This is a genomic window from Nocardia nepalensis (assembly GCF_048910785.1).
Taxonomy (GTDB): domain Bacteria; phylum Actinomycetota; class Actinomycetes; order Mycobacteriales; family Mycobacteriaceae; genus Nocardia; species Nocardia nepalensis.
This window is the reverse complement of record NZ_JBKBET010000020.1, coordinates 977,016-999,810: the sequence shown is the minus strand read 5'-3', so window position 1 is coordinate 999,810 and position 22,795 is coordinate 977,016. Positions and strand designations below refer to the sequence as shown.

General features: G+C 67.0%; 21 protein-coding genes. 12 read left to right on the top strand and 9 right to left on the bottom strand.

Annotation, left to right across the window (positions count from 1 at the left end; all coding sequences use genetic code 11):
• Window positions 1-47 precede the first annotated feature (47 nt).
• The 3 genes from ACHQ4I_RS15780 to ACHQ4I_RS15770 all read left to right on the top strand — a co-directional run bounded on the left by ACHQ4I_RS15780 (window position 48) and on the right by ACHQ4I_RS15770 (window position 4,554).
• On the top strand, window positions 48-1,865 hold the full coding sequence (locus ACHQ4I_RS15780; protein WP_420772719.1) for a putative bifunctional diguanylate cyclase/phosphodiesterase: 1,818 nt from the start codon (window positions 48-50) through the stop codon (window positions 1,863-1,865).
• Window positions 1,866-2,445: 580 nt separating this feature from the next.
• Complete coding sequence (locus tag ACHQ4I_RS15775) at window positions 2,446-3,573, top strand: glycosyltransferase (protein ID WP_420772451.1); 1,128 nt, start codon at window positions 2,446-2,448, stop codon at window positions 3,571-3,573.
• A gap of 102 nt (window positions 3,574-3,675) precedes the next feature.
• On the top strand, window positions 3,676-4,554 hold the full coding sequence (locus ACHQ4I_RS15770) for an SDR family oxidoreductase (protein ID WP_420772450.1): 879 nt from the start codon (window positions 3,676-3,678) through the stop codon (window positions 4,552-4,554).
• Here the strand turns inward: ACHQ4I_RS15770 and soxR are convergent.
• A complete protein-coding gene (soxR, locus tag ACHQ4I_RS15765; RefSeq protein ID WP_355176626.1) occupies window positions 4,523-5,008 on the bottom strand; it encodes a redox-sensitive transcriptional activator SoxR in 486 nt (161 codons plus the stop codon). The genes ACHQ4I_RS15770 and soxR overlap by 32 nt on opposite strands.
• Window positions 5,009-5,153: 145 nt before the next feature.
• Here soxR and arcA point away from each other — a divergent pair, with 145 nt between their 5' ends.
• Both arcA and ACHQ4I_RS15755 read left to right on the top strand, forming a co-directional pair.
• A complete protein-coding gene (gene arcA, locus ACHQ4I_RS15760; protein WP_420772449.1) occupies window positions 5,154-6,461 on the top strand; it encodes an arginine deiminase in 1,308 nt (435 codons plus the stop codon).
• A 7-nt stretch (window positions 6,462-6,468) separates the two neighbouring features.
• A complete protein-coding gene (locus tag ACHQ4I_RS15755) occupies window positions 6,469-6,828 on the top strand; it encodes a GntR family transcriptional regulator (protein ID WP_420772448.1) in 360 nt (119 codons plus the stop codon).
• 142 nt (window positions 6,829-6,970) lie between these two features.
• On the opposite strand, the gene ACHQ4I_RS15750 is transcribed toward ACHQ4I_RS15755, so the two are convergent.
• Entirely contained in the window at window positions 6,971-8,572 is a 1,602-nt protein-coding gene (locus tag ACHQ4I_RS15750; protein WP_420772447.1) for a dolichyl-phosphate-mannose--protein mannosyltransferase, read from the bottom strand.
• 342 nt (window positions 8,573-8,914) lie between these two features.
• Here ACHQ4I_RS15750 and rsmI point away from each other — a divergent pair, with 342 nt between their 5' ends.
• Window positions 8,915-9,766, top strand: coding sequence for a 16S rRNA (cytidine(1402)-2'-O)-methyltransferase (rsmI, locus tag ACHQ4I_RS15745; RefSeq protein ID WP_420772446.1), 852 nt, complete (start codon window positions 8,915-8,917; stop codon window positions 9,764-9,766).
• Window positions 9,767-9,853: 87 nt separating this feature from the next.
• The gene (locus ACHQ4I_RS15740) at window positions 9,854-10,606 is read left to right on the top strand and encodes an isocitrate lyase/PEP mutase family protein (protein WP_420772445.1); all 753 of its coding nucleotides are present in this window, start codon (window positions 9,854-9,856) and stop codon (window positions 10,604-10,606) included.
• 208 nt (window positions 10,607-10,814) lie between these two features.
• Here the strand turns inward: ACHQ4I_RS15740 and metG are convergent, their stop codons facing one another.
• Complete coding sequence (gene metG / locus ACHQ4I_RS15735; RefSeq protein ID WP_420772444.1) at window positions 10,815-12,374, bottom strand: methionine--tRNA ligase; 1,560 nt, start codon at window positions 12,372-12,374, stop codon at window positions 10,815-10,817.
• 104 nt (window positions 12,375-12,478) lie between these two features.
• Here metG and ACHQ4I_RS15730 point away from each other — a divergent pair, with 104 nt between their 5' ends.
• From ACHQ4I_RS15730 to rsmA, 3 genes are all read left to right on the top strand, one after another.
• Window positions 12,479-13,306: a TatD family hydrolase gene (locus ACHQ4I_RS15730; protein WP_420772443.1), complete on the top strand. Its 828-nt coding sequence runs from the start codon at window positions 12,479-12,481 to the stop codon at window positions 13,304-13,306.
• A gap of 285 nt (window positions 13,307-13,591) precedes the next feature.
• The gene (locus ACHQ4I_RS15725; RefSeq protein WP_420772442.1) at window positions 13,592-14,719 is read left to right on the top strand and encodes a transglycosylase family protein; all 1,128 of its coding nucleotides are present in this window, start codon (window positions 13,592-13,594) and stop codon (window positions 14,717-14,719) included.
• Window positions 14,720-14,769: 50 nt separating this feature from the next.
• Window positions 14,770-15,651, top strand: coding sequence for a 16S rRNA (adenine(1518)-N(6)/adenine(1519)-N(6))-dimethyltransferase RsmA (gene rsmA, locus ACHQ4I_RS15720; protein WP_420772441.1), 882 nt, complete (start codon window positions 14,770-14,772; stop codon window positions 15,649-15,651).
• A gap of 123 nt (window positions 15,652-15,774) precedes the next feature.
• Here the strand turns inward: rsmA and ACHQ4I_RS15715 are convergent, their stop codons facing one another.
• The 5 genes from ACHQ4I_RS15715 to ACHQ4I_RS15695 form a co-directional block, all read right to left on the bottom strand.
• Entirely contained in the window at window positions 15,775-17,013 is a 1,239-nt protein-coding gene (locus ACHQ4I_RS15715; protein WP_420772440.1) for a cytochrome P450, read from the bottom strand.
• Window positions 17,010-17,582 carry a TetR/AcrR family transcriptional regulator gene (locus tag ACHQ4I_RS15710; protein WP_420772439.1) on the bottom strand — a complete coding sequence of 191 codons (573 nt, stop codon included), beginning with the start codon at window positions 17,580-17,582 and terminating at the stop codon, window positions 17,010-17,012. Before ACHQ4I_RS15710 ends, ACHQ4I_RS15715 begins: the two co-directional genes overlap by 4 nt.
• A 380-nt stretch (window positions 17,583-17,962) precedes the next feature.
• Window positions 17,963-18,859 carry a hypothetical protein gene (locus ACHQ4I_RS15705; protein ID WP_420772438.1) on the bottom strand — a complete coding sequence of 299 codons (897 nt, stop codon included), beginning with the start codon at window positions 18,857-18,859 and terminating at the stop codon, window positions 17,963-17,965.
• Complete coding sequence (locus ACHQ4I_RS15700) at window positions 18,859-19,065, bottom strand: heavy-metal-associated domain-containing protein (RefSeq protein ID WP_420772437.1); 207 nt, start codon at window positions 19,063-19,065, stop codon at window positions 18,859-18,861. The genes ACHQ4I_RS15705 and ACHQ4I_RS15700 overlap by 1 nt, the downstream gene beginning before the upstream one ends.
• Window positions 19,066-19,237: 172 nt before the next feature.
• Window positions 19,238-19,852, bottom strand: coding sequence for a TetR/AcrR family transcriptional regulator (locus ACHQ4I_RS15695; protein WP_420772436.1), 615 nt, complete (start codon window positions 19,850-19,852; stop codon window positions 19,238-19,240).
• A 76-nt stretch (window positions 19,853-19,928) separates the two neighbouring features.
• On the opposite strand from ACHQ4I_RS15695, the gene ACHQ4I_RS15690 reads away from it, so the two are divergent.
• Both ACHQ4I_RS15690 and ACHQ4I_RS15685 read left to right on the top strand, forming a co-directional pair.
• A complete protein-coding gene (locus ACHQ4I_RS15690; RefSeq protein WP_420772435.1) occupies window positions 19,929-20,699 on the top strand; it encodes an SDR family oxidoreductase in 771 nt (256 codons plus the stop codon).
• Window positions 20,700-20,775: 76 nt separating this feature from the next.
• The gene (locus ACHQ4I_RS15685) at window positions 20,776-21,711 is read left to right on the top strand and encodes a 4-(cytidine 5'-diphospho)-2-C-methyl-D-erythritol kinase (RefSeq protein ID WP_420772434.1); all 936 of its coding nucleotides are present in this window, start codon (window positions 20,776-20,778) and stop codon (window positions 21,709-21,711) included.
• Window positions 21,712-21,913: 202 nt separating this feature from the next.
• Here the strand turns inward: ACHQ4I_RS15685 and ACHQ4I_RS15680 are convergent, their stop codons facing one another.
• On the bottom strand, window positions 21,914-22,762 hold the full coding sequence (locus ACHQ4I_RS15680) for an LLM class flavin-dependent oxidoreductase (RefSeq protein ID WP_420772433.1): 849 nt from the start codon (window positions 22,760-22,762) through the stop codon (window positions 21,914-21,916).
• Window positions 22,763-22,795 lie beyond the last annotated feature (33 nt).

Here is a 22,795-nt window from a genome sequence, read left to right as displayed (position 1 = left end):
CTCGGCGAACGCTCGACTCACTGGTGACCCAGGTCGCCTCCGAGTTGATGGGCGTCGACGCCACGACGATGGTGGCGGCGAGTGAACGCGTGCTGGCCAGACTGGTCGAGCATTTCGACGTCGATTTCAGCTACCTACGCCATACCGATCGAGAGCAGCGGGCCACGGTGCTCATCGCGGAGTGGCCGCACCGCGGTGACATACCGGATCCGGACCCGCTGAAGATCGTGCATTTCGAGCACGCGGACTCGGTCTTCCGCGAGTTGGAACACGCCACCGAGCCGATCATCGTGCGGCCAACCCAGCAGTCCGCCGACTATCAGGAGACCATCCGGCGCTCCTCGGGCATCCCGCAGGTCGCGATGGCGGCCGTGCCGCTGCTGTCGCGCGGTGAGTCGACCGGCGTGCTCGGATTCATCAAACAGGGCGACCGGGACTGGAGCACCCGGGAACTGAATGTGCTCAAGGCGATCGCCGCACTCTTCGCCCAGTTGCAGGCCCGCGTGGTGGCCGAGGAGCGGCTGCGCTATATCGCCCTGCACGACGATCTGACCGGTTTAGCGAACCGGCGTGCGCTGCTCGAACATATGGAGGAGCGGCTGAGACAGGGCAGCCCGGGCCCGGTCGCCGCATTCTTCCTCGATCTCGACCGGCTCAAGGCGCTCAACGATTTTCTGGGGCATACCGCGGGGGACAATTTCATCCGCACACTCTCCTCGCGACTGCGCGAGAATCTCGATCCGAATGACATGATCGCCCGGCTCGGCGGCGACGAATTCGTCATCGTGCCAGCCAAACCGATGGATCCGGTGGCGGCCGAGTTGGAGGCGACGCGGATCCAGCAGCTCATCGGACGGCGGGTCACCGTCGGCGGGGAATCGGTCAGCCGCGGCGCCAGTGTCGGTGTCGCGGTGGGCATTCCCGGTGAAACCACGGTCGCCGACGTGCTGCGCCGGGCCGACCACGCGCTGCTGTCGGCGAAATCGGGCGGCGGCAACGGCGTCGCGGTCTTCACCGACGCCATGCGCGCGCAGTTCGAACTGCAGGACGATGTGGAGCTGAATCTGCGCGGCGCGGTCTCCGACGGATCGCTACTGCTGCACTACCAGCCCGAGGTCGATCTGCGCACCGGCCGGGTTGTCGCGCTGGAGGCGCTGGTGCGCTGGTTGCATCCGACCAGGGGGTTGCTGCCGCCCGGTGCGTTCGTCACGGTCGCGGAGGCCACCAATCTCGCGGGTGAGCTGGGGCGTTGGGTGATTCGGTCGGCGTGTGCCCAGTTCGCCGAATGGCGCAGGCGCGGGCTCGCGGCGAATGTGGTGATGCGGATCAATGTGTCGCCGGTTCAGCTGGTCAGCCTGGACTTCGTGGAGCGGATCGAGGACATCCTGCGGCTGTTCGGGATCGATGGCAGTTCGGTCTGCCTGGAGATCACCGAACATGTGGTCGTGCAGGATCTGGCGCGGACCCAGGTCACGCTGCGCGGGCTCAAGCGGATGGGTGTGCAGATCGCCATCGACGATTTCGGCACCGGCTACAGCTCGCTCTCGCATCTCAAGGCGCTTCCGGTGGACGCGGTGAAGATCGACCGCGGGTTCGTGCAGCGCCTCGGCGCGAGCACCGACGATCTGGCGATCGTGAAATCCATCATCGGGTTGGCCGGGTCGTTCGGGCTCGGTGTGGTCGGGGAGGGCGTCGAGACGCCGGTCGCCGCGCGCACCCTGGTCGGATTGGGTTGCTATCGGGCGCAAGGGTTCCTGATCGCGCGGCCGATGCCCGCCGACGAGGTGGAGTCGCATCTGAGCGTCGGCCGGATCCCGTTGGATCTCGATCTGCCCCGGGCGGGCCGGGGTACGACGCGGGCCTGACCGTGTCGGAAAACAGCTGGTTGCTGATCGAAACGCTCGGTCATCACCAGCAACCGACCCTCGTCGCGGATGGTGATCGCACCAAGGACTGGGGGAGCCTGCTGCGGGTCCGCCGCGAGTTCGGATCGTCTGCCGCCGCTCGGGCTGTCCCGTCGCCACGACGCGACCCTGGCGAGCGGTCACGACGGCCCTCTGGAACTGCTGCTCCGGGTGCGCTTCGACGGGGATGAATGGGTTCGAGCGCGGGCCGAGTTGGCGCGAGCTGTCGACGGGGATCCAGGTCATGGGCTCGTCAGGGTGTGGTGTGAACCGGGTGAGTAGGTGTCGCTGGGCGGTTCCGGGGCAGTGAGTGGTGTGGGTGCGGGGCGAGTTGGTGCGTGCGGTCGACGGGGATGCGCGTGATGGGCTCGTGAGGGTGTGGTGTGAACCGGGTATCGGTGCCCGGTTCGAGCGGGGACGGGTAGCCGCGCGCCCCGCGTGCAACCGGGACGTACCCGTTAGCAGGGTCTTTCACGGGTGTTCATGCGCTGTTGGGCGCACCGGTTCCAGGGGGAACCCGATTCGCTGCACGATCGGCGGTGTGCGCATCGTGCAACTGGCGAACTTCTACGGTCCGCGGTCGGGTGGGCTGCGCACCGCACTGCATCATCTGGGCGAGGGCTATGTGGCCGCCGGACATGAGGTGGTGCTGATCGTGCCGGGGCCGCGCCGGGCCGAGGAGATCCTGCCGACCGGTGCCGTGCGGATCACCTTGCCCGCTTTGGCTATTCCGTGGACGGGTGGATACCGGGCGGCGGATCCGCGGCGGGTGGCCGATGTGCTGGCCGGGTTGCGGCCGGACGTGCTCGAGGTATCGGATCGGCTGACGCTGCGGGGGTTCGGGCGCTGGGCGCGCACCCGCGATGTGGCCAGCGTAATGATCTCGCACGAGCGGCTGGACCGGCTGCTCGGCCAGATCATGCCGGGTCCGGCGGCGCGCCGATGCGCCGACGTCGCCAATCGGCGCACCGCCGACAGTTACGACATCGTGGTCTGCACGACGGAATTCGCGCGGGCCGAGTTCCTGCGCATCGATGCGCCCAATGTCGAACTGGTGCCGCTCGGGGTGGATCTGGAGTTGTTCAGCCCGCGCCGCCGCGACTACCGGCTGCGGGCCGATCTGGGCGCGGCGGGGCATCCGCTGCTGGTGCACTGCGGCAGGTTATCGGTGGAGAAGCGGGTGGATCGCAGCATCGAGGCCATCGGCGCGCTACGCAAGGCGGGCGTGCAGGCCCGGCTGGTCGTCGCGGGGGAGGGGCCGCGGCGCGAAGCCCTGGAGCGTCGGGCGCGGGCCTTGCCGGCGCTGCCGGGTGGGCTACCGGCCGTGCACTTCACGGGATTCATCACCGATCGGGCGATGGTGGCGAAACTGCTTGCCACCGCCGATGTTTCGCTGGCACCCGGTCCGCACGAGACATTCGGGCTCGCCGCGCTGGAGGCACTTGCGGCGGGCACGCCGGTTGTCGCGAGCCGGTCCTCGGCGCTCGCCGATATCGTGACCGCCGAATGCGGCGCCGTCGCCGCCGATCGGCCGTCCGCCTTCGCCCAGGCGGTCACCGACGTGCTCGCGCTGCCGACCGCCAGGCGTCGCAAGGCGGCCCGCAGCCGAGCCGAGCAGTTCACTTGGCCGCGTGCGGTCGCGGGGATGCTCGCTGTGCTCGGACGATAGTCCGCGACCCCGGTTCGAACTATTCGGCTCGCCTGCGCCGTATGAACCTCAGAACGTCGCCGTTGCCGCGTACCCTGCGTGCAACCGATTCGGCTATTCGAGATGGGATCCGGTGTGCTGGGCTTTGGTCGCAGGAAGACAGTGCGGGATGCGAAGGTGCTCGTCACCGGCGCGGCGAGCGGCATAGGCCGGGCGACCGCCGTGGCATCCGCGGCCGCCGGAGCCCAACTGGTGCTGACCGATATCAACACCGAAGGCCTCGAGGATACGGTGCGCATCATCAAGGAAACGGGCGCAAGCGTGCTCGCGTCGCGTGCACTCGATATCACCGACTACGACGCGGTCACCGCCTTCGCCGCCGACGTGCACGCCGAATTCGGCAGCCTCGATATCGTGATGAATATCGCCGGCACCTCCGCCTGGGGCACCGTCGAAAACCTCGAGCACCGGCATTGGCGAAAGATGGTGGACGTCAACCTGATGGGCCCGATCCACGTGATCGAGAACTTCGTGCCGCCGATGATCCGGGCGAAACGCGGTGGGGCACTGGTGAATGTCTCCTCGGCGGCCGGAATCCTCGCGCTGCCATGGCATGCCGCCTACAGCGCGGCCAAGTACGGCATCCGCGGCGTCTCCGAGGTCTTGCGATTCGACCTACGGCGCCACGGTATTTCGGTGCATCTGGTGGTGCCCGGCGCGGTGAATACACCGCTGGTGCAGACCTTCGAACTGGTAGGTGTGGACAAGGCCGATCCCCGGGTACAGCGACTCACCGCCGCGTTCACCAAACACGCGGTATCGCCGGAACATGTTGCGGCGGAGATCCTTCGCGGTATCGAGCGCAATCGGTTCCTTATCTACACCTCCTTCGATATCCGTTTCAGCTATTGGTGGGCACGGAAATTCGCCTATCCCTACGAATTAGTGTTGCGCCGCACCAGCGATCGGTTCAACAGGCTGCTGGTTTCGAAGGACAGTTGAGCGTCACATCGAGTACGCGGGCGCCCGGTCCCTGCTCGCCGAGGCGGTCGTGTTCGTTGACCAGTCGGCAGCTGCCGAGTGATAGACAGCCGCAGCCGATGCAGCCGGTCAGGTTGTCGCGCAGGCGAGTCAGCTGGGTGATGCGGTCGTCGAGGTCGGCGCGCCAAGTGGTGGAGAGGGTTTCCCAGTCGCGCCGGGTGGGCGTGCGGCCCTCGGGGAGTTTGTCCAGGGCGGCGCGGATTTCACTCAACGGAATGCCGACCCGCTGGGAGATGCGGATGAAGGCGACGCGGCGCAGCGTTTCGCGCGCGTATCTGCGCTGATTTCCACTGGTGCGACGGCTCGTGATCAAACCCTCGCGTTCGTAGAAGTGCAACGCGGAGACCGCTACTCCGCTACGCTCGGACAGCTGCCCGGGGGTCAGCTCCTTCGCTCGCCAATCGGTTGTCGACATCACGCTCCTCCATTCACCTGAACAATACTTCAGGTTAGGGTGTGCTGGGGTGAGAATCGGTTATCCGTAGCGACTGCTTGCAGGTCGCTCGAAAGGGTCGGGCCAATTGCGTGCTCTTACGCCTTCGGCGAACTACGGTCGGATCATGGGAGCAGACGCGGTGCGGGCGGGGCACGAAGGCGGTGCGGATGAAGCGGGCGATGGGCTGGGCGGTGTCGGTGATCCGGGTGGTCGGCTGGCGGTCACCTCCGAGGTCGGCACCCTGCGCACGGTGCTGCTGCACCGGCCCGGTGACGAGCTGCGGCGGTTGACTCCGCGCAATAACGATCAGCTGCTCTTCGACGGCATCCCCTGGGTCGAGCGGGCCCAACAGGAGCACGACACCTTCAGCGGCGTGCTGCGCGAACGCGGCGTCGAGGTGCTGTTGCTCTCGGATCTGCTCGCCGAAACCCTCTCGGTCAGCGGCGCCGCCCGCATCCAGGGCATCTCCGGGGCCGTCGACGCGCGCAAGCTCGGGCATACGCTGGCCGACGAACTCGCGGCCTTCCTGCGTGGCGTCCGGGCCAGGGATCTGGCCAATATCCTGATGGCCGGGATGACCTTCGACGAGCTGCCCTTCGGCGGCGACAACACCTCGCTGGTGCGGCGCATGCACCACGGCCACGACTTCGTCATCGATCCGCTGCCGAATCTGCTGTTCACCAGGGATTCCTCGTTCTGGGTCGGCCCGAGGGTCGCGATCACCTCACTCGCGCTGCCCGCCCGGACCCGCGAGACCTCGCTGACCGATCTGATCTACGCGTTCCATCCCCGCTTTCTCGGTGTCCGGCGGGCCTACGAATCGCATACCGCGCCGATCGAGGGCGGTGATGTGCTGCTGCTCGCGCCGGGGGTGGTGGCCGTCGGTGTGGGCGAGCGCACCTCGCCCGCGGGCGCGGAAGCGTTGGCGCGCAGTCTGTTCGACGACGATCTCGCGCACACCGTGCTGGTCGTCCCGATCGCGCAGAACCGCGCGACCATGCACCTGGACACCGTCTGCACCATGGTCGACACCGATGCCGTGGTGATGTATCCGGCGATCCGGGATTCGCTGTGCGCGTTCACGATTCATCGCGAAGACGACTACGGCGGCCGCAACGACCAGGCCAGGGTGAGCATGCGCGGACCCGATCCGTTCCTGCCGGCGGCCGCGGATGCGATGGGCATCGGCAAACTGCGGGTCATCGATACCGGACTCGACGTGGTGACCGCCGAACGCGAGCAATGGGACGACGGGAACAACACCCTTGCGCTCATGCCCGGCGTGGTGGTCGCCTACGAGCGCAACGATATGACCAATACCAGGCTCGAGGATGCGGGCATCGAGGTGCTGCGCATCCCGGGCTCCGAATTGGGTTCCGGCCGTGGCGGACCGCGGTGCATGTCCTGTCCGCTGTCCCGAGATGATGTGTGAGCGTGCGATGTTCACCATTACCGTGACCCACGATTCGTCGATTCCGCCCTACGAACAGCTGCGGCTCGGCGTCATCGCACAGGTGCGCTCGGGTGAGCTGACGGCGGGCACGAAGATACCGACCGTGCGGGCCCTCGCCGCGCAGCTCGGGCTCGCGCCGAATACCGTCGCCCGCGCCTATCGGGAACTCGAGGCCGACGGCGTGGTCGAAACCCGCGGCAGGCAAGGCTCTTTCATCGCGTCCTCGGGCGACCCGACCAAGGATCTAGCAGGCCGCGCCGCGACCGATTACGTCGCCACTATTCGACGGCTCGGCCTGGATGACGAGGCGGCACTGCGGTACGTCAGGGCGGCAATGGAGGGTTAGCCCTCGACTGTAGGGCCACTCCGGCATCGGTCGTGCCGCCGTGGTCGTTGTGTTTCGGTGCCGCCGTTCGCCGCGCCCGGTGCTGTGCGCCTCGGGCCCAGTGCGGCCCATGGTGGGTCCCGTCATCGGTCGAGACGCGGGATCAGCGCCAGCTGGGCAGCCAGAGATGGTCGTGCCAGTTGCCCGGGGTGATCGGGAGCGCGGTGAGGATGGGCCAGAGCCAGATGAAGTTGGCGATCACGAGGCCGAGGTAGATGCATACCGCGAGCAGTCCGAGGCTGCGCCGTTCGTTCGGTACCGCGGGCAGATAGGTGCCCGCGGGACTGCGTGGTATCGGCATCGCGCGGGCCGGGCCGAGAATATCGCCGCAGACCAGCGCGATCCCCATCACCAGGAACGGGGCCAGCGGCACCGCGTAGAAGTAGTACATCTGCCGGTCGAGGGTGAAGAACCAGGGCAGCAGTCCGGCACCGTATCCGGTCAGGATCGCCGCGTAGCGCCAGTCGCGGCGGACCACGCTGCGCCACAGCATCCAGGCCAGTACCGGGAACGCGATCCACCAGATCGCCGGGGTCCCGATCAGCATGACGGCCTTCACGCACTGGGTCTGGCCGCATCCGGTGACGCCGTTGTCGGCGTAGTAGTAGAGCATCGGCCGCAGACCCATCGGCCAAGTCCACGGCTTGGATTCCCAGGGGTGATGGTTACCCGCCGAATTGGTCAGGCCCTCGTGGAAGCGCAGCGTCTCGCCGCTGTAGTACCACAGTGAGCGCAGCGCGTTCGGGAGGAACGACCACGGCCCGCCGCGGCCGACCTGATTGCCGACCGCGTACCGGAACACGCCGTCCTCACTGGCGAACCAGGCCCAGTAGCTGGCCAGATACACCCCGAGCGGGATCAGCACCAGCGCGTACAGCGCGGGCCCGATATCGCGCACCGCCGTGCCGACCCACGGGCGGCGCACACCGTAGGTGCGTCGCGCGGAGGCGTCGAACCAGACGCTCATGAGGCCGAACGCGAGGATGAAGTACATGCCGGACCACTTTGTGCCGCAAGACAGTCCGAGCAACACCCCGGCCCCGAAGCGCCACCAGCGCACCCCGAGTCGCGGCCCCCATTCGCTCGCGTCGATGCGACCCTGGTAGTCCGCCAGCGCGATTCGGGCCCTGACCTCGTCACGATCCACGATCAGACAGCCGAATGCGGCGGTGACCAGCACCGCCATGAAGATGTCGAGCATGCCGATGCGCGAGGAGACGAAGGTGAGTCCGTCGGCGATCAGCAGAATGCCCGCGATCGCGCCGATCATGGTGGAACGCGCCATCCGCCGCACGATGCGGATGACGAGCAGTACCAGCACCGTGCCCGCCACCGCCGCGCTGAATCGCCAACCCCAGCCGGTGTACCCGAACATCCACTCGCCCACCGCGATCAGCTGCTTGCCGATCGGCGGATGCACCACCAGCCCGTATGCGGGATTGTCCTCGACGCCGCCACCGGTGAGGATCTGCCAGGCCTGCGGCGCGTAGTGCTTCTCGTCGAAGACCGGGGTGTACGCGTCGGTCGGATAGTCCAGCAGAATGAACCGCGTCAGCGCCGCGATGGCGGTGAGGACAGCGGTGACCACCCACCCCCGCATCTTGTCGAGCGGCCCGAAATCGGGCGATGGCCGCAGTGGCGCGGGGCTCGACCAAGAGGGCACGGCCCCGGCTACGGTCGCGCGCTGGTCGGTCACCTGGGTCACGCCCCGATCGTATGCTGTGCGCGCCACCGGGACCCGCACCGGTGAGCGCGCCGCCGCGCGAATCACACCGTGAGCAGTGGTCGAGGGATTTCCCGAGCACCACCCGCAGATCAGGGTGAGGCGAGTCCGCCCGCGTGTCGGCATCGGTGCGATCACCCGGCACGGGATTCGTTTTCGCGTGATGACAGAATCTCGACTGGTGAACGCAGCGACTGATTTCGTGAGGACATGGGTAACTCACCGGGTACGCCCAGAACTTGTCGCGCACCCAACCGCCGGTCTGGTGATCGAGCCTCGAGCCGCTGACGACGGGCAAAAGGCCCGGGGAGGCGGGGGAGCGAGGTGACGGCGGGTCGATTGGTGCTCGCTGCGACGCCGATGGGCGAGATCGGCGATGCCTCACAGCGGCTGCGCGAGGCGCTCGGATCCGCCGATATCGTCGCCGCCGAGGACACCCGACGCACCCGTGCCCTCGCCAAGGCCCTGGAGGTGGAGATCACCGGACGGGTGCAGCGTTTCGACGACCATGTGGAGGCCGCGAAGATTCCGGCGCTGCTCGACGAGATCGAGAATGGTCGCACGGTGTTGCTGGTGACCGATGCGGGCATGCCATCGGTGAGCGATCCGGGCTATCGCATGGTGGTGGCCTGCGTGGCGCGTGAACTGCCGGTGACCTGCCTGCCCGGACCATCGGCGGTGACCACCGCGCTCGCACTGTCCGCGCTGCCGGTGGAGCGCTTCTGCTTCGACGGATTCGCGCCACGCAAATCCGGTCAGCGCCGAGAGTGGTTGCGCACCTTGCTTACCGAACCGCGGGCCTGCGTATTCTTCGAGGCGCCGCACCGTCTAGCCGACTGCCTGGCCGATGCGGTCGAGGTGCTCGGTCCGGACCGGCGCGCCGCGGTCTGCCGGGAACTGACCAAGACCTACGAGGAGGTCGTCCGCGGCAACCTCGGTGAACTCGCCGCCTGGGCGGTCGATGGGGCCCGTGGCGAGATCACCGTCGTCCTCGCGGGCGCGCAACTCACCGCGGCCGACCCCGCCGATCTGGTCGAGGAGGTCGAATCGCTGACCGCCGAAGGCATTCGTCTCAAGGACGCGTGCGCGCAGGTGGCGGCCGAGACCGGGGTTTCCCGCCGCGAGCTCTACGACGCGGTCCTGGTTGCTCGTCGCCACGGCGGTGACACCTCGTAACCCGACACGCCATCGCCGACACTCACAGTGGGGCGCATGGGGAGTGTCATAGTGCCATCGGTCACGGGCGAGACGATGATCGGTGTCATGACCTCTTTGGAAAGCAAGGCGAAGGCGTTTCTCGAATTGCATGTGCCGGGCGATCCCGGTGTCTTTCCGACGGTGTGGGATGCGTGGTCGGCGAAAGTCGCTGTCGAGGCGGGATTCTCGGCGCTGACCCTGGGTAGTCATCCGGTCGCCGATTCGGTCGGGCGCAGCGATAAGGAAGGGATGACGTTCGCGGAGCTGTTGACTCGCGTCCGGCAGATCACCGGTGCGGTCGAAGTTCCGGTCTCCGTCGATATCGAATCCGGTTATGGGCTCGAGCCCGCGCAGTTGATCGAGGGACTGTTGGAGGCGGGCGCGATCGGCCTCAATGTCGAGGACACGGTGCACAGCGAGGGCGGTCGGTTGCGCACGCCCGAGGAGCATGCGGACTTCGTGCGCGGCCTGCGTCAGTTCGCCGACGCGGCGGGTGTGCACGTGGTCATCAATGCGCGCACCGACCTGTTCATGCGCGAGGACGGCGACGCGAGCGATCGCGTCGATCGCGCCATCGCGCGGCTGAAGCTGGCCGCCGCCGCGGGCGCGGATTCGCTGTTCCCGGCGGGGCGGCACTCCGATGCCGATATGCGCCGCCTGACCAGCGAATTGCCGCTGCCGGTCAGCGTGGTCGGGCTGCCCGACAAGTCCGATAAGGCCGTGTTCGCCGATCAGGGCGTCGGCCGAATCACCTTCGGACCGCTGCTGCAGTGGGCGCTGACCGCCGAGATCAACCGGCTGCTCGATCGCTGGAAGTAGGTCCGGCCGAACCTGAGGCGCTACCGCTTTATCGAGCGGTAGCGCTTCAGCAATGCGGTGATCGTCGCGTAGTCGGCCGCGCCATTGAGCTCGATCAGCAGATCGTCCGGGCACAGCTGGTAATGATCACCCCAGTAGCGGCGCGTCTTGTTATCCCAGATGCGGTAGCCGCCTGGAACGCCTCGTGCTACGTATCGCCTTCTGCTGATTACTTCTTCGGCTCCACGTAGCGCGGGTAGACCGCTTCGGGCTCCGGCAGCGGGGTGCCGGGAACCAGCGGGGTCGCGATATCGGCGAAGGTGCGATTCTGGCTGGCCAGCAGATCGAGGATCTTGCCTGCGGATTCGGGCATGACCGGCTGGACCAGGATGGCGACGATGCGCAGCAGTTCGATGGTCACGTACAGCACCGTCGCCTCGCGGGCCAGCGACTCTTCGGTAGCGGTCTTGGCCAGCGCCCACGGCGCCTCGGCGGAGAAGTAGCGGTTGGCCTCGCCGAGGGTCAGCCAGATCGCCTCCAGCGCCAAATGCATTTGCTGCGCGTCGAATTCGGTACGGCAGCGCTCCAGCAGACCGTTGGCGCGGTCGAGCAGGGCGCGGTCGGCCTCGGTGAATTCGCCCGGCGTCGGCACCACGCCGCCGCAGTCGCGTGCGACCAGCTTCAGGCTGCGCTGCACGAGATTTCCGAATTCATTGGCAAGATCGGTATTGATCCGGCCGACGATCGCCTCGTGGCTGTAGCTGCCGTCCTGACCGTAGGAGATCTCGCGCAGCAGGAAGAAGCGCAGCGCGTCGACGCCGTATTCGTCGACGAGCGCGAGCGGGTCGACCACATTGCCGACCGACTTGGACATCTTCTCGCCCTTGTTGTACAGGAACCCGTGCACGAAAACGCGTTTCGGCAATTCGATTCCGGCCGACATCAGGAACGCGGGCCAGTACACGGTGTGGAACCGGGTGATGTCCTTACCGATGATGTGCACGTCGGCGGGCCAGAACCGCTGGAACGCAGCAGATTCCGTATCCGGGAAGCCGACGCCGGTGATGTAGTTGGTGAGCGCGTCCACCCACACGTACATCACGTGATCGGGATGTCCGGGCACCGGCACGCCCCAGTCGAAGGTGGTGCGCGAAATGGACAGGTCCTTCAGACCCGCCTTCACATAACTCACCATCTCGTTGCGAGCCGTTGCGGGCGCGATGAATTCGGGATGTTCGTCGTAGAGCGCGAGCAGCTTGTCCTGGTAGTTCGACAGCCGGAAGAAGTAGTTCGACTCCTCGGTCCAGGTGACCGGCGTCTTCGATTCGGTCGAGATCCGGGTGCCGTCGTCGAGCAGCGTCGTCTCTTCCTCGGTGTAGAACGCCTCGTCGCGCACCGAGTACCAGCCCGAGTAGTTGTCCAGGTAGATATCGCCGTTGGCGAGCATCCGCTCCCAGATCGCGGCGCTGGCAACCTGATGGTCGTCGTCGGTGGTGCGGATGAAGCGGTCGAAGGAGACATCGAGCGTCTTGTCCAACGCCTCGAACACATCCGAATTGCGCGCGGCGAGCTCCTCCACCGGCACACCCTCGGCGACCGCCGTCTGCTGCATCTTCTGCCCGTGCTCGTCGGTGCCGGTCATGAAGAACACGTCGAATCCGTCGAGCCGCTTGAAGCGGGCGAGGGCGTCGGACGAGATGTACTCGTACGCATGCCCGATGTGCGGCGCACCGTTCGGGTATGCGATGGCCGTGGTGATGTAGAAGGCGGGGCGGTCGGCTGGCGTCATGGTGTGTCTACTGTAATGCGCGTGGATTCCGACGCTCACGTGAATATCCCCGGAGACGATGACCGCCGTCAGGCGCCCGTATTCTGCCGCGCCGGAGCCGGCCGATGAGCGCCAAGCGCGCCGCGCCGGAATTGCCGGAACCGCTCGCGCCGCTGGTGGACGCGCATACCCATCTGGACGCCTGCGGGGCGACCGATGCGGAGTCGACGGCGGCGGTCGTGGACCGCGCGGCCTCGGTCGGTGTCGGCCAGGTGGTCACCGTCGCCGACGATCTGGCCGCGGCGCAGTGGGCGGTGCGGGCCGCGAACTGGGATCGACGGGTATTCGCCGCGGTCGCCCTGCATCCGACGCGGGCCAATGCGCTCGACGAAGCGACCAAGGCCGAGCTGGAGCGATTGGCCGCCGACCCGCGCGTCGTGGCGATCGGCGAGACCGGACTCGATTACTACTGGCCCGGCAAACTCGACGGCTGCGCCGACATCGAGGATCAGGTCGAAGGATTTCGCTGGCATATCGACCTGGCCAAGCGCCTGGGTAAACCGCTGATGATCCACAACCGCGAGGCCGACCACGATCTGCTGACGGTATTGCTGGACGAGGGCGCCCCGGAAACCGTGATCTTCCATTGCTTTTCCTCGGACGCCAATATGGCGATGTCCTGTGTGGCCGAGGGCTACATCCTCAGCTTCTCCGGCACGGTGAGTTTCAAGAACGCGCATGAATTGCGCGAGGCCGCCAAGGTGGTGCCCGACGATCAGATTCTGGTCGAGACCGATGCGCCCTATCTGACCCCGCACCCATTCCGCGGCGCGCCGAATGAGCCCTACTGCCTGCCGTACACCGTGCGCGCGCTCGCGGAATTGCGCGAACAGGATCCGCGCGCGCTGGCCAAAATCACTACCGCGAACGCGCGGCGCATCTACGGAATCTGAAATGCAATTGTTTCGCGCAGTCTCGATGAGCGTTGGGCGCGCATGGATCGGCGTGCGCCGTAATGGCTGCGGGCCGACGACTTCCGATTGATCTTGATTCGAACTCCGATATCGGGCGGTCGGCGCATGTAAGGGGACTGGATCACGTAAGTGTGGTCTAGGTCACTATGGTCGGCATGTTTTGTGATTTACCTGCGGCGTCGATATCAGTTTGTGATATTGAAACCCGCCGCTAGGAAGTCTACGGTTGTCGACCCCTGACCCCTTCGTTATCGTACTGTGACCATGTCCCCATTCTCGAGGATCAACCAGTCCCGCTCGCCGATGCTGTACGCGGCGGTCGCGGCGCTGCTGGTGACGCTGATCGTCGGTGCCGCGATGGCCATCGTGAACCGCAAGACGGTCACGGTCGTCGTGGACGGCGAACAGATGACCCAGACCACCATGTCGCGCAACGTCAGCGGAGTGCTGCGGGCCGCGGGGCTCGATGTGAACGACCGCGACCTGGTTCGGCCAGCGCTGGCCGCGACGATTACCGATGGCGCCACCATCACGCTGAATCGGGCCCGTGAGGTCGCGCTGTCGCTCGACGGCAAGGTCGAGAAGGTCTGGTCCACCGGCCTGACCGCCGGCGATGTGGTCGACCAGTTGCACCTGCCCGGCGAGGTGTTCGTTTCCCCGGCCCGCACCGAGCGGCTGCCGCTGGAGGGCGCCGCGCTGCAGATCTCCAGCCCGCGCTCGGTATCGCTGCTCGATGGCATCGGCAATCCGGTCGACGTCCGACTGGCCGCGCCGACCGTCGGTGATTTCCTTGCCGTCGCGGGCATTCCGCTGATCCAGCAGGACACCGTCGAGCCCGCGGCGACCACCCCGCTGACCGATGGTCTGCGGATCGTGGTGACCCGCAAGCGCATCGAGAACAAGGTCGAGACGATGCCGCTGGATCCGCCGGAGAATGTGATCGAGGATCCGACCATGAATATGAGCCGGTCGGTGGTGGAGAGTCAGGGCGCGCCCGGCGTGCAAGACGTCACCTTCGCGGTCACCATGGTCAATGGCCAAGAGGTGAGCAGGCAGCCGATCGCCGCCAATGTCACGGTGACGGCGCAGCCCAAGACCGTGCGCAAGGGCGCCAAGCCCGGCACCGAGGTGCCGCCGGTGCGCGACGGCGCGATCTGGGATGCGCTGGCCCGCTGCGAATCCACCGGTAACTGGGCCATCAACACCGGCAACGGCTACTACGGCGGCATCCAATTCGACCAGGGCACCTGGGAGCGCCAGGGTGGTCTGAAGTACGCCCCCCGCGCCGACCTCGCCACCCGCGAAGAGCAAATCGCCATCGCCGAGGTCACCCGCGCCCGCCAGGGCTGGGGCGCCTGGCCCGCCTGCACCAGCCGCCTCGGCATCGGCTGAGTTCGACTCCCTGACCGGTAGTGGATAGGCGGGTTGATACGTTGTCCGTCGTGTCCGAACCCGATATTTCCGCTCGTGGGAGCGCCGCGCTGCTCGGGCCCGCCGAAGTGCGGGCGCTGGCGGAGCGGCTCGGCGTGCGGCCGACCAAGCAGCTCGGGCAGAACTTCGTGCACGACGCCAATACGGTGCGGCGCATTGTCGCGGCCGCGGGGGTCGGGCGCGGGGATACCGTGCTCGAGGTCGGGCCCGGGCTCGGCTCGTTGACTTTGGCGCTGCTCGATGTGGTGGATTCGGTCGTCGCGGTCGAGATCGATCCCGTTCTCGCCCGGCATCTTCCATTGACCGTCGCGGATCGTGCGCCGGAACTGGCCGGGCAGTTGCAGGTTGTCGAGGCCGACGCGCTGCGCGTTCGCGCGGGGGATCTGCCGACGCGACCGTCCGCGCTGGTCGCGAACCTGCCCTATAACGTGGCCGTGCCGGTGCTGCTGCATCTGCTGGCCGAATTGCCCAGCATCACAACCTCATTGGTGATGGTGCAGGCGGAGGTCGCCGACCGCCTCGCCGCCGAGCCCGGCAGCCGCATCTATGGCGTCCCCAGCGTCAAGGCGGGCTTTTTCGGGACCGTGCGCCGCGCGGGCGCGGTCGGCACCCAGGTCTTCTGGCCGGTGCCGCGCGTCGAATCCGGTTTGGTCCGCATCGAGCGCTACGCCGAACCGCCGTGGCCGATGGACGAAGCACACCGCCGCCGCGTCTTCGAGGTCGTCGACGCCGCCTTCGCCCAACGCCGCAAAACCCTCCGCGCCGCCCTCGGCACCTGGGCAGGTTCCCCCGCCGAGGCCGAACGCCGCCTGCTGGCCGCCGGAATCGCTCCGACCGCCCGCGGCGAAACCCTCGATACCGCAGCCTTCGTCCGCCTCGCCGCCCAGGCGTAACTCCGTCAGGTGGTAACCGGTCGACGGCCCGCAGTGTGGCGGTCTCGGCATCGCGTAGGCGGTATGCCTGGCCGATTGGGCGCTGCTTTCACCTCGCACGCCGGGGTGCCAGCAAGGTGCACGTCAGGGGTGGCAGGCGGGTATTTCGGTGCGGGTGAAGGTTATCGGTTGGGTGCGCAGACCGCGTAAGACGGGGCTGGCGATGCGTCGGGGAGTGCCAGCGGGGGCGATATCGGGGAGGCGGCGGGTGATTTCTTCGATGGCTGCGGTGGCTTCCATGCGGGCGAGGGCGCTACCGATGCAGTAGTGGATGCCCGCGCCGAAGGCCAAGTGGTCCTGGATATTCGGGCGGTTCAAGCGGAATTCGTCCGGGGCCGGAAATTGGCGCGGGTCGCGATTGGCGGAACCGATCAGCGGCAGCACGAAGGCGCCCGCGGGAATCGTCGTGCCGCTCAGTTCGATATCCGTCCGTGCGACGCGCAGCAGACCTTGGCCTGGACCGTCGAAGCGCAGCGCCTCCGCGATGACAGCCGCGGCCAGCTCCGGATTCGCCCGGACCTGGTCGCGGAGATCGGGACGGTCGAAGAGCGCGAGCATGGCATTGGCGATGAGGTTGGTTGTCGTCTCGTGGCCGGCGACCAACAGCAGGACACAGAAGTTGACGGTTTCGGGGAGGGTGAGCGCCTCCTCACCGGATCCGGTGATCAGCAGGCTGATCAGGTCGTCACCGGGTGCGCGGCGGCGTCGGCGAATGGTGCGGACGAAAAACCAGGAGATGGCGATCGCGCTGCGGATCATTTTGGTTCGGCTGCCGCCGGTGAGCAGTCCGTCGACCAGTTCATCGGACCAGCGCTTGAAATCGTCCTGGCGCGCCGCGGGCACGCCCAGCATTTCGGCGATGATCGTCGCGGGCAATGGTGAAGCGAGATCGCGGATCAGATCCGCGGGTCGGTCGGCGGACAACATATCGTCCATCAGCCGCGCGGTCACCTCGCGGATCCGCGGCTCCCATTCGGTGATCCGGCGCGGGGTGAATACGCGACTCACCTTGCGCCGCAACATCGTATGATCCGGCGGATCACTGGTGAGCAGCACTCGGACGGCAGGTATTCCGGCGAACAGGCGACGCACCAGTTTCGGTGGCTGCATGCTCGGGTTGAACGGATCGGAGTCGATCGCGGAGACCGCGGAGGAGAACCGCTGAGCGTCGCGTACCACGGTGCGAACGTCGTCGTAGCGGCTGACCAGCCAAAGATCCGGGTCGGTCGAGTGGTGTACCGGCGCTTCGTCGCGCATTCGCGCGTAGCTCGGATACGGGTCCGCGATGACCGCGGGATCATTGAGATCGAAGGTATGTGTCATTGTTTCGCCCCCAGTGCGGTGAGTAGGGAATCAACCCATTCGGCTACGAACCGTTCGTCGTCCATACCGAACGGCGGATGGTGGTAGAGGTTCGACATCACCCAGTAGTTCTCGATCGCACCGAGCCACACCGAAGCCGTCGCCTCGAAGTCGCGCTCGGGCAGACCTTCCTGCACGGCGCGTTCGGTCAGCCAGTTGGCGAGATAACGATACGAGGGCGTGAACAGTCGCTCTCTGGCCTGCGACATCACCTCGGGGAACTGGTCGCTCTCCTTAATCATGACCCGAATCAGATTGCGCCAGTTCGTCATCAGCAGCAGCGAGCCACGCGCCACCAGAATGAGTTCGGCCCGCAGGTCGCCCAGCGGAAACATCGGTGCCAGTGCGAAACCGGTCTCCGCCAGCTTCACCGCGCCTTCGACGGCCGTGGCCAGCACCTGCTCCTTGGACCCGAAATGTGTGTACAGCGCCCCGGAGCGCGGCGAAAGTCCGGCCGCCTCCTCGATCGCCGCCACGCTGGTGGCCGCGTAACCCTTTTCGGCGAATAAGGCGCAGTGCTTCGGCGACAATGCGATCCCGAGTACCGTCTGCCACGGTTTCCCCCATCAACCACTTGGATTACCGAAGTGTGCGCTTGGAAGCCCATATACCGCAATGGTGTTGAGGACGGCGAACGATATTCGCATTCGCGTCGCCCCGGCCCGGCCAGGGCGGACTGGTCGGTTTCTGTTGCTGGTGGGGGAGGAGGACGCCCGCCGTAACCAGACCCGCCACCTGCTCTTCAGCTGCTCCGTCGAAACAGATTGTGGATAGCGAACTTTTGCCTTGCCGTCGCGAAGGCTGCGGTCGCCTCGGCCTCATCCGGGCTGCCGCGCGCTGCGTGCCGCGTAGAAAGCGCAGGTCACCGCGCCGATTCCAGGCTCGGTCGGGTGCCGGTCGGTGGCTGCGGTCAGGAGTGGCCGCCACCTGAATGGTGTCCGCCATTGGATGTGGATGGTGCTGTGGATGATTCGACGCGCACCGTGAATTCCGCGGTGTGCACGCCGCCGCCGTGTGAGAAGTCTAGATACAGCCGATACGCGCCCGCACTCGGGGCCTGTGCGTGGAAGGTGATCTCCGGACCCGCTGGTGTGCGACCGATTTCACCTTGCGGATGGACGTGCAGGTAGGCGAGGTCGTCGGCGCGCAACGCGACCAGATGCCCATACGCGCCCAGATACGGTTCGAGGTCGGTCACCGGCGCACCGTCGCGTGTCACGGTGAAGCGCAGTTCGCTGCCCGCGGTGCTCAGCCCGCCGGTCATATTCACTTGGTAGCCGTCCACCGTCGCCGACCGTGACTCGGGCGGAAGTGGTTGCGTCGTGATCGTTCCCGCGACCGCGACGGTGCGGCTCAGGACCAGATCGCCCGGCCCCTGCTCCGGGACGAAATCCGCGAAGACGCGATATGTGCCGGGCGCCGCCCAGTTCCAATCGATCGACCAGGTGCCTGCGTCGTCCATGGTCGGATGCACATGCCGATATCCGGTGGTGTCCGACCGGACCACGATCAGGTGCAACTTCTTGTCGTGCTGTGTGGTGAATCGGGTGACCGGCGTTCCGTCCGGCCCGGTGATCCGAAAACGCAGGGCCCCGGCCCGATTCGGATCCGCGGGTGCGGTCAGGTCGGCCAGGGTGTAGCCGGATCGTGAATCCGACAGCCCGGCGTCCTGTCCGGTGTGCGACATCGCGCCGTGGTCCGGCGCCGACCCGGTCGTATCGCCCACCAGGGCGCCGATTCCGAGTGCGGCACCGAACAGCGCGAGGAGTCCGCCACCGATCGCGGCGAACTTCAGCCGGTCCTGCATCAGACGGCGACCTCGTACCCCGCTTCGTCCACGGCGGCGACGATATCGGCGTCGGCGAGCGGCGCGGCGCTGTCCACCCGGACGGCGCCGGTGGCGAGGTCGACGTCCACGCTGGTCACGCCGTCGATCTTGCCGATCTCCGTCTTGACCGAGCTGACGCAGTGTCCGCAGGTCATCCCTGTGACGGTGTAAGTGCTGGTGGCCATGTCCGACTCCTTCGCTCGCATTAGATCATACGGTGTGGGGGTATCCCCAACGCAATGAAACATACCCCCCAAGGGTATTGAGTGCAAGTGTTAGTTGCCCAGTCGTCCCGGTGGTTCCGTCGACTGGTCGTTTCGCGAGTCCGGATAGTTCCGGCTGTTGCCGGGGCTCCGGTCAGTGCTGATCTGGTCGCGCGGCGAAAGACCAACCGTGCATGGCCAATTCGGCGACCCGCATCAACTGGGCGGGACTCGCGCCATCTCGAGCCGCCTGCGACATGCCTTGCAGGACAGTGCCCACATAGCGCGCGAGCGTGGTCGCATCGGTCTCGGGTGGCAGCAGGCCCGCATCGATATCCGCCTGAATGCGCGTGGCGAAGCCGTCCACATTTCGATTGCGAATCCGACGCAGCATCTCGGCGATATCGGTGCTGGTCGTGTTGAGTCCCGCGCTCATCACCAGACAGCCGTGTGGGCAATCGGGCCGTGTGTACTCCGTCGCCGCCTCGCGCAGAATGCGGCGCACCGTCGCCTCGGCCGTCGGCTCCTCGGCGAGGGCGCGCGGGATGAATCCGCCGTAGCGCGTGCCGAAGGCCTGCACCACCTCGTTGAACAGCGTCGCCTTATCGCCGAATGCGGCGTACAGACTGGGTGCGCCGATTCCCATCGCCGCGGTCAGATCGCCGATCGAGGTCGCCTCGTAGCCGCGCGCCCAGAACAGTCGCAGCGCCTTCTCCAGCGCGGCGTCCCGGTCGAACGAGCGGGGTCGCCCTCTGGTCGGTGCACCCATGCGTTCATTTTATAGCGACCGCTAGAGAATGTGCTAACGTCCGTTCTGTAGTGATCGCTAGAGAAAGGGATACGTCATGGGCGCACCGCTGCGAACCGGTCGGCTCGACGGCAAGACCGCGCTGGTCACCGGCGCCAGCCGCGGCATCGGCCGGGCCATCGCGGAACGGCTCGGCCGGGAGGGGGCGCGGGTCGCCGTGCACTACAACGGCAATGAGCAGGCGGCGAAGGAGACCGTCGCCGCCATCGAGGCGGCCGGTGGCTCGGCATTCGCGATCAAGGCCGAGCTCGGCGTGCCCGGCGATGCCGCGCAGCTGTGGGCCGCGTTCGACGCGCAGGCCGACGGCGTGGACATCATCGTCAATAACGCGGGCATCGATGGCATCCGTGAACCGATCGGCGGCACCGACGAGGCCGCCTTCGACCGGGTCTTCGCCGTCAATGCGAAGGCCCCGTTCTTCGTCACCCAGCTGGGGCTGGATCGGCTGCGCGACGGCGGTCGCATCGTCAATATCTCGACCGGCCTCACGCACGGGGCGAAGATGCCGCAGCTCATCGCGTACACGATGACCAAGGGCGCGATCGATACCTTCACCCAAACGCTGGCAAAGGAACTCGGTGCCCGCGGCATCACCGTCAATGCCGTCGGTCCTGGCGTGATCGATACCGATATGAACGCGAACTGGTTGCGCAATGACGAGGCCGAGGCGTGGGTCGCGGGGCTGTCTCCGTTGAACCGTGTCGGCCAGCCCGGCGACGTCGCCGATATCGCCGCCTTTCTCGCCTCGGACGACTCGCGCTGGGTCACCGGACAGTGGATCGATGCGACCGGCGGCGCACTGTTGTAACCGTCCGACACATGGCTGGTGAATGTCTCATCTCGAGCTGAGCACCTGTCGGACCCACCGGATAGGCTTGAGCACCGTGTTGTCAGTTGTGCCGAGTCCCGTCGTAGTGCGCGCTCCGTCCAAGGTGAATCTCCATCTGGGCGTCGGCGACGTGCGCGCGGATGGCTATCACGATCTGACCACGGTATTTCAAGCCCTATCGCTCAGCGACGATCTGGAGATCGCGCCCGCCGCCTCGTTGACCGTTCGAGTCAGCGGGGAGGGGGCCGCCGATGTGCCGACCGATCGCACCAACCTGGTCTGGAAAGCAGCCGTGCGTGTCGCGCATCTGGCCGGTCGCGCACCACTGGTGGAAATCGCCATCAACAAGGGCATTCCGGTCGCTGGTGGCATGGCGGGCGGCAGTGCGGATGCCGCCGCCGCGCTCGTCGGCCTGAACGAGCTGTGGGATGTCGGGCTCACCCGCGACGAATTGTTCGCCGTCGCAGCCGAACTCGGCAGCGATGTGCCGTTCGCGCTGCACGGCGGCACGGCGCTCGGCACCGGCCGTGGCGAACGGCTGCTTCCGGTGTTGTCCCGCAATACTTTTCACTGGGTGCTCGCGCTGGCCAAGGGCGGGCTGTCCACGCCCGCCGTCTTCGCCGAACTCGATCGACTACGCGAGCATGGCAACCCGCCTCGGCTCGGCGAGCCGCAGGCGCTGATGCAGGCGCTGGCCTCGGGTGACCCGAAACAGCTCGCGCCCCTGCTGGGTAATGACCTGCAGGCGGCGGCGTTATCGCTGAAGCCGGAGTTGCGGCGGACGTTGCGCGCTGGCGTCGGCGCGGGCGCGCTCGCCGGGTTGGTCTCCGGCTCCGGTCCTACCTGTGCGTTCCTGTGTGACAGCGAGGATGGGGCGGTGGCGGTGGCGGCCGAGCTCGCGGGCGCGGGTGTGTGCCGCAGCGTGCGGACTGCCAGCGGACCGGTGCCCGGTGCTCGGGTCATCAGCAGCCACATGCCTGGAAAGCGCTGACGGTTCCGCGTTCGCCGATTCGGCGGGAGGGTGCGCGCTGGGCGGCTGCCGGCGGCGGAATGGGTGAGTTACCGGAGGCGTGCGCCGACACCGTCGTGGATGTCGGTTGCCGAAGATGGCCTGAGCGAGCACTTTTCGCGTGAGAATCTGGCGGAAATCGCCGGGTTCGGCGGAAAGTGCACGCTCGGGCCGGTCGCGCAGGTTACGCGATGACGTCGGCGAGGCGGTCGACTTGGTCGGCGTCGCGGCCGTAGCAGTACAACATGACCTCGTCGGCGCCGAGATCCTCGAATTGGCCGATGGCCGTGCGGATATCGGCCGGCGTGGTGAGCATGCCCGCGAGCATGTACTCGGCGCGACCGCTGAACTCGTAGTAGGCGCCCATCGAGGCGCGGGCGTCTTCGATCAGGTCGGGCGTGCCGAGCGCGACATTGACCTGGGCGACGATGCGGGGCTCGCCGTCGCGGCCGTGTTCCTTCCATGAGCGACGGGCGGTGTCGAACAGGGCACCCGCCCAGGACGGTGCGGCGGCGGCGAGAAAGCCGCCGCCCCAACGGCCGACGCGATCAATGGCGGCGGGCTGGAAGCCGCCGAAGAGAACCTCGGGGCCTTCGGGACGCAGCGGTGCCGGGCCGACGGGTCCGCAGTCGGTGCCGTGCGGCTGGCCGGACCACAGGCGGCGCATGATCTCCATTTGCTCGTCCAGGCGGCGACCGCGGGTGCGCAGGTCGGTGCCGGAGGCGATGTGATCGTCCTCGCGACCGCCGACGCCGAGGCCGAGCACGAAACGGCCACCGGACATGCGGTCGAGCGTGGCCGCCTGCTTGGCGAGCAGCGTCGGCTCGCGCAGCGGCGCGATGAGCACCTCGGTCTGCACCTTGATGCGGTTGGTGGCACCGGCGACCATGCCGAGCGCCACCATCGGTTCGGGATTGTCGTAGACGAGTCGGTCGAGCAGACCGAGCGTGGAAAACGGACCCGCATCGGCGCGGCGAGCCCAGTCGAGCAGAGCGGCGGGATCGGAAATGGGCAGACCGAGACCGACGTGCATGAGAAACCTCCGGGTAAGGGTTGTGCAACGGTG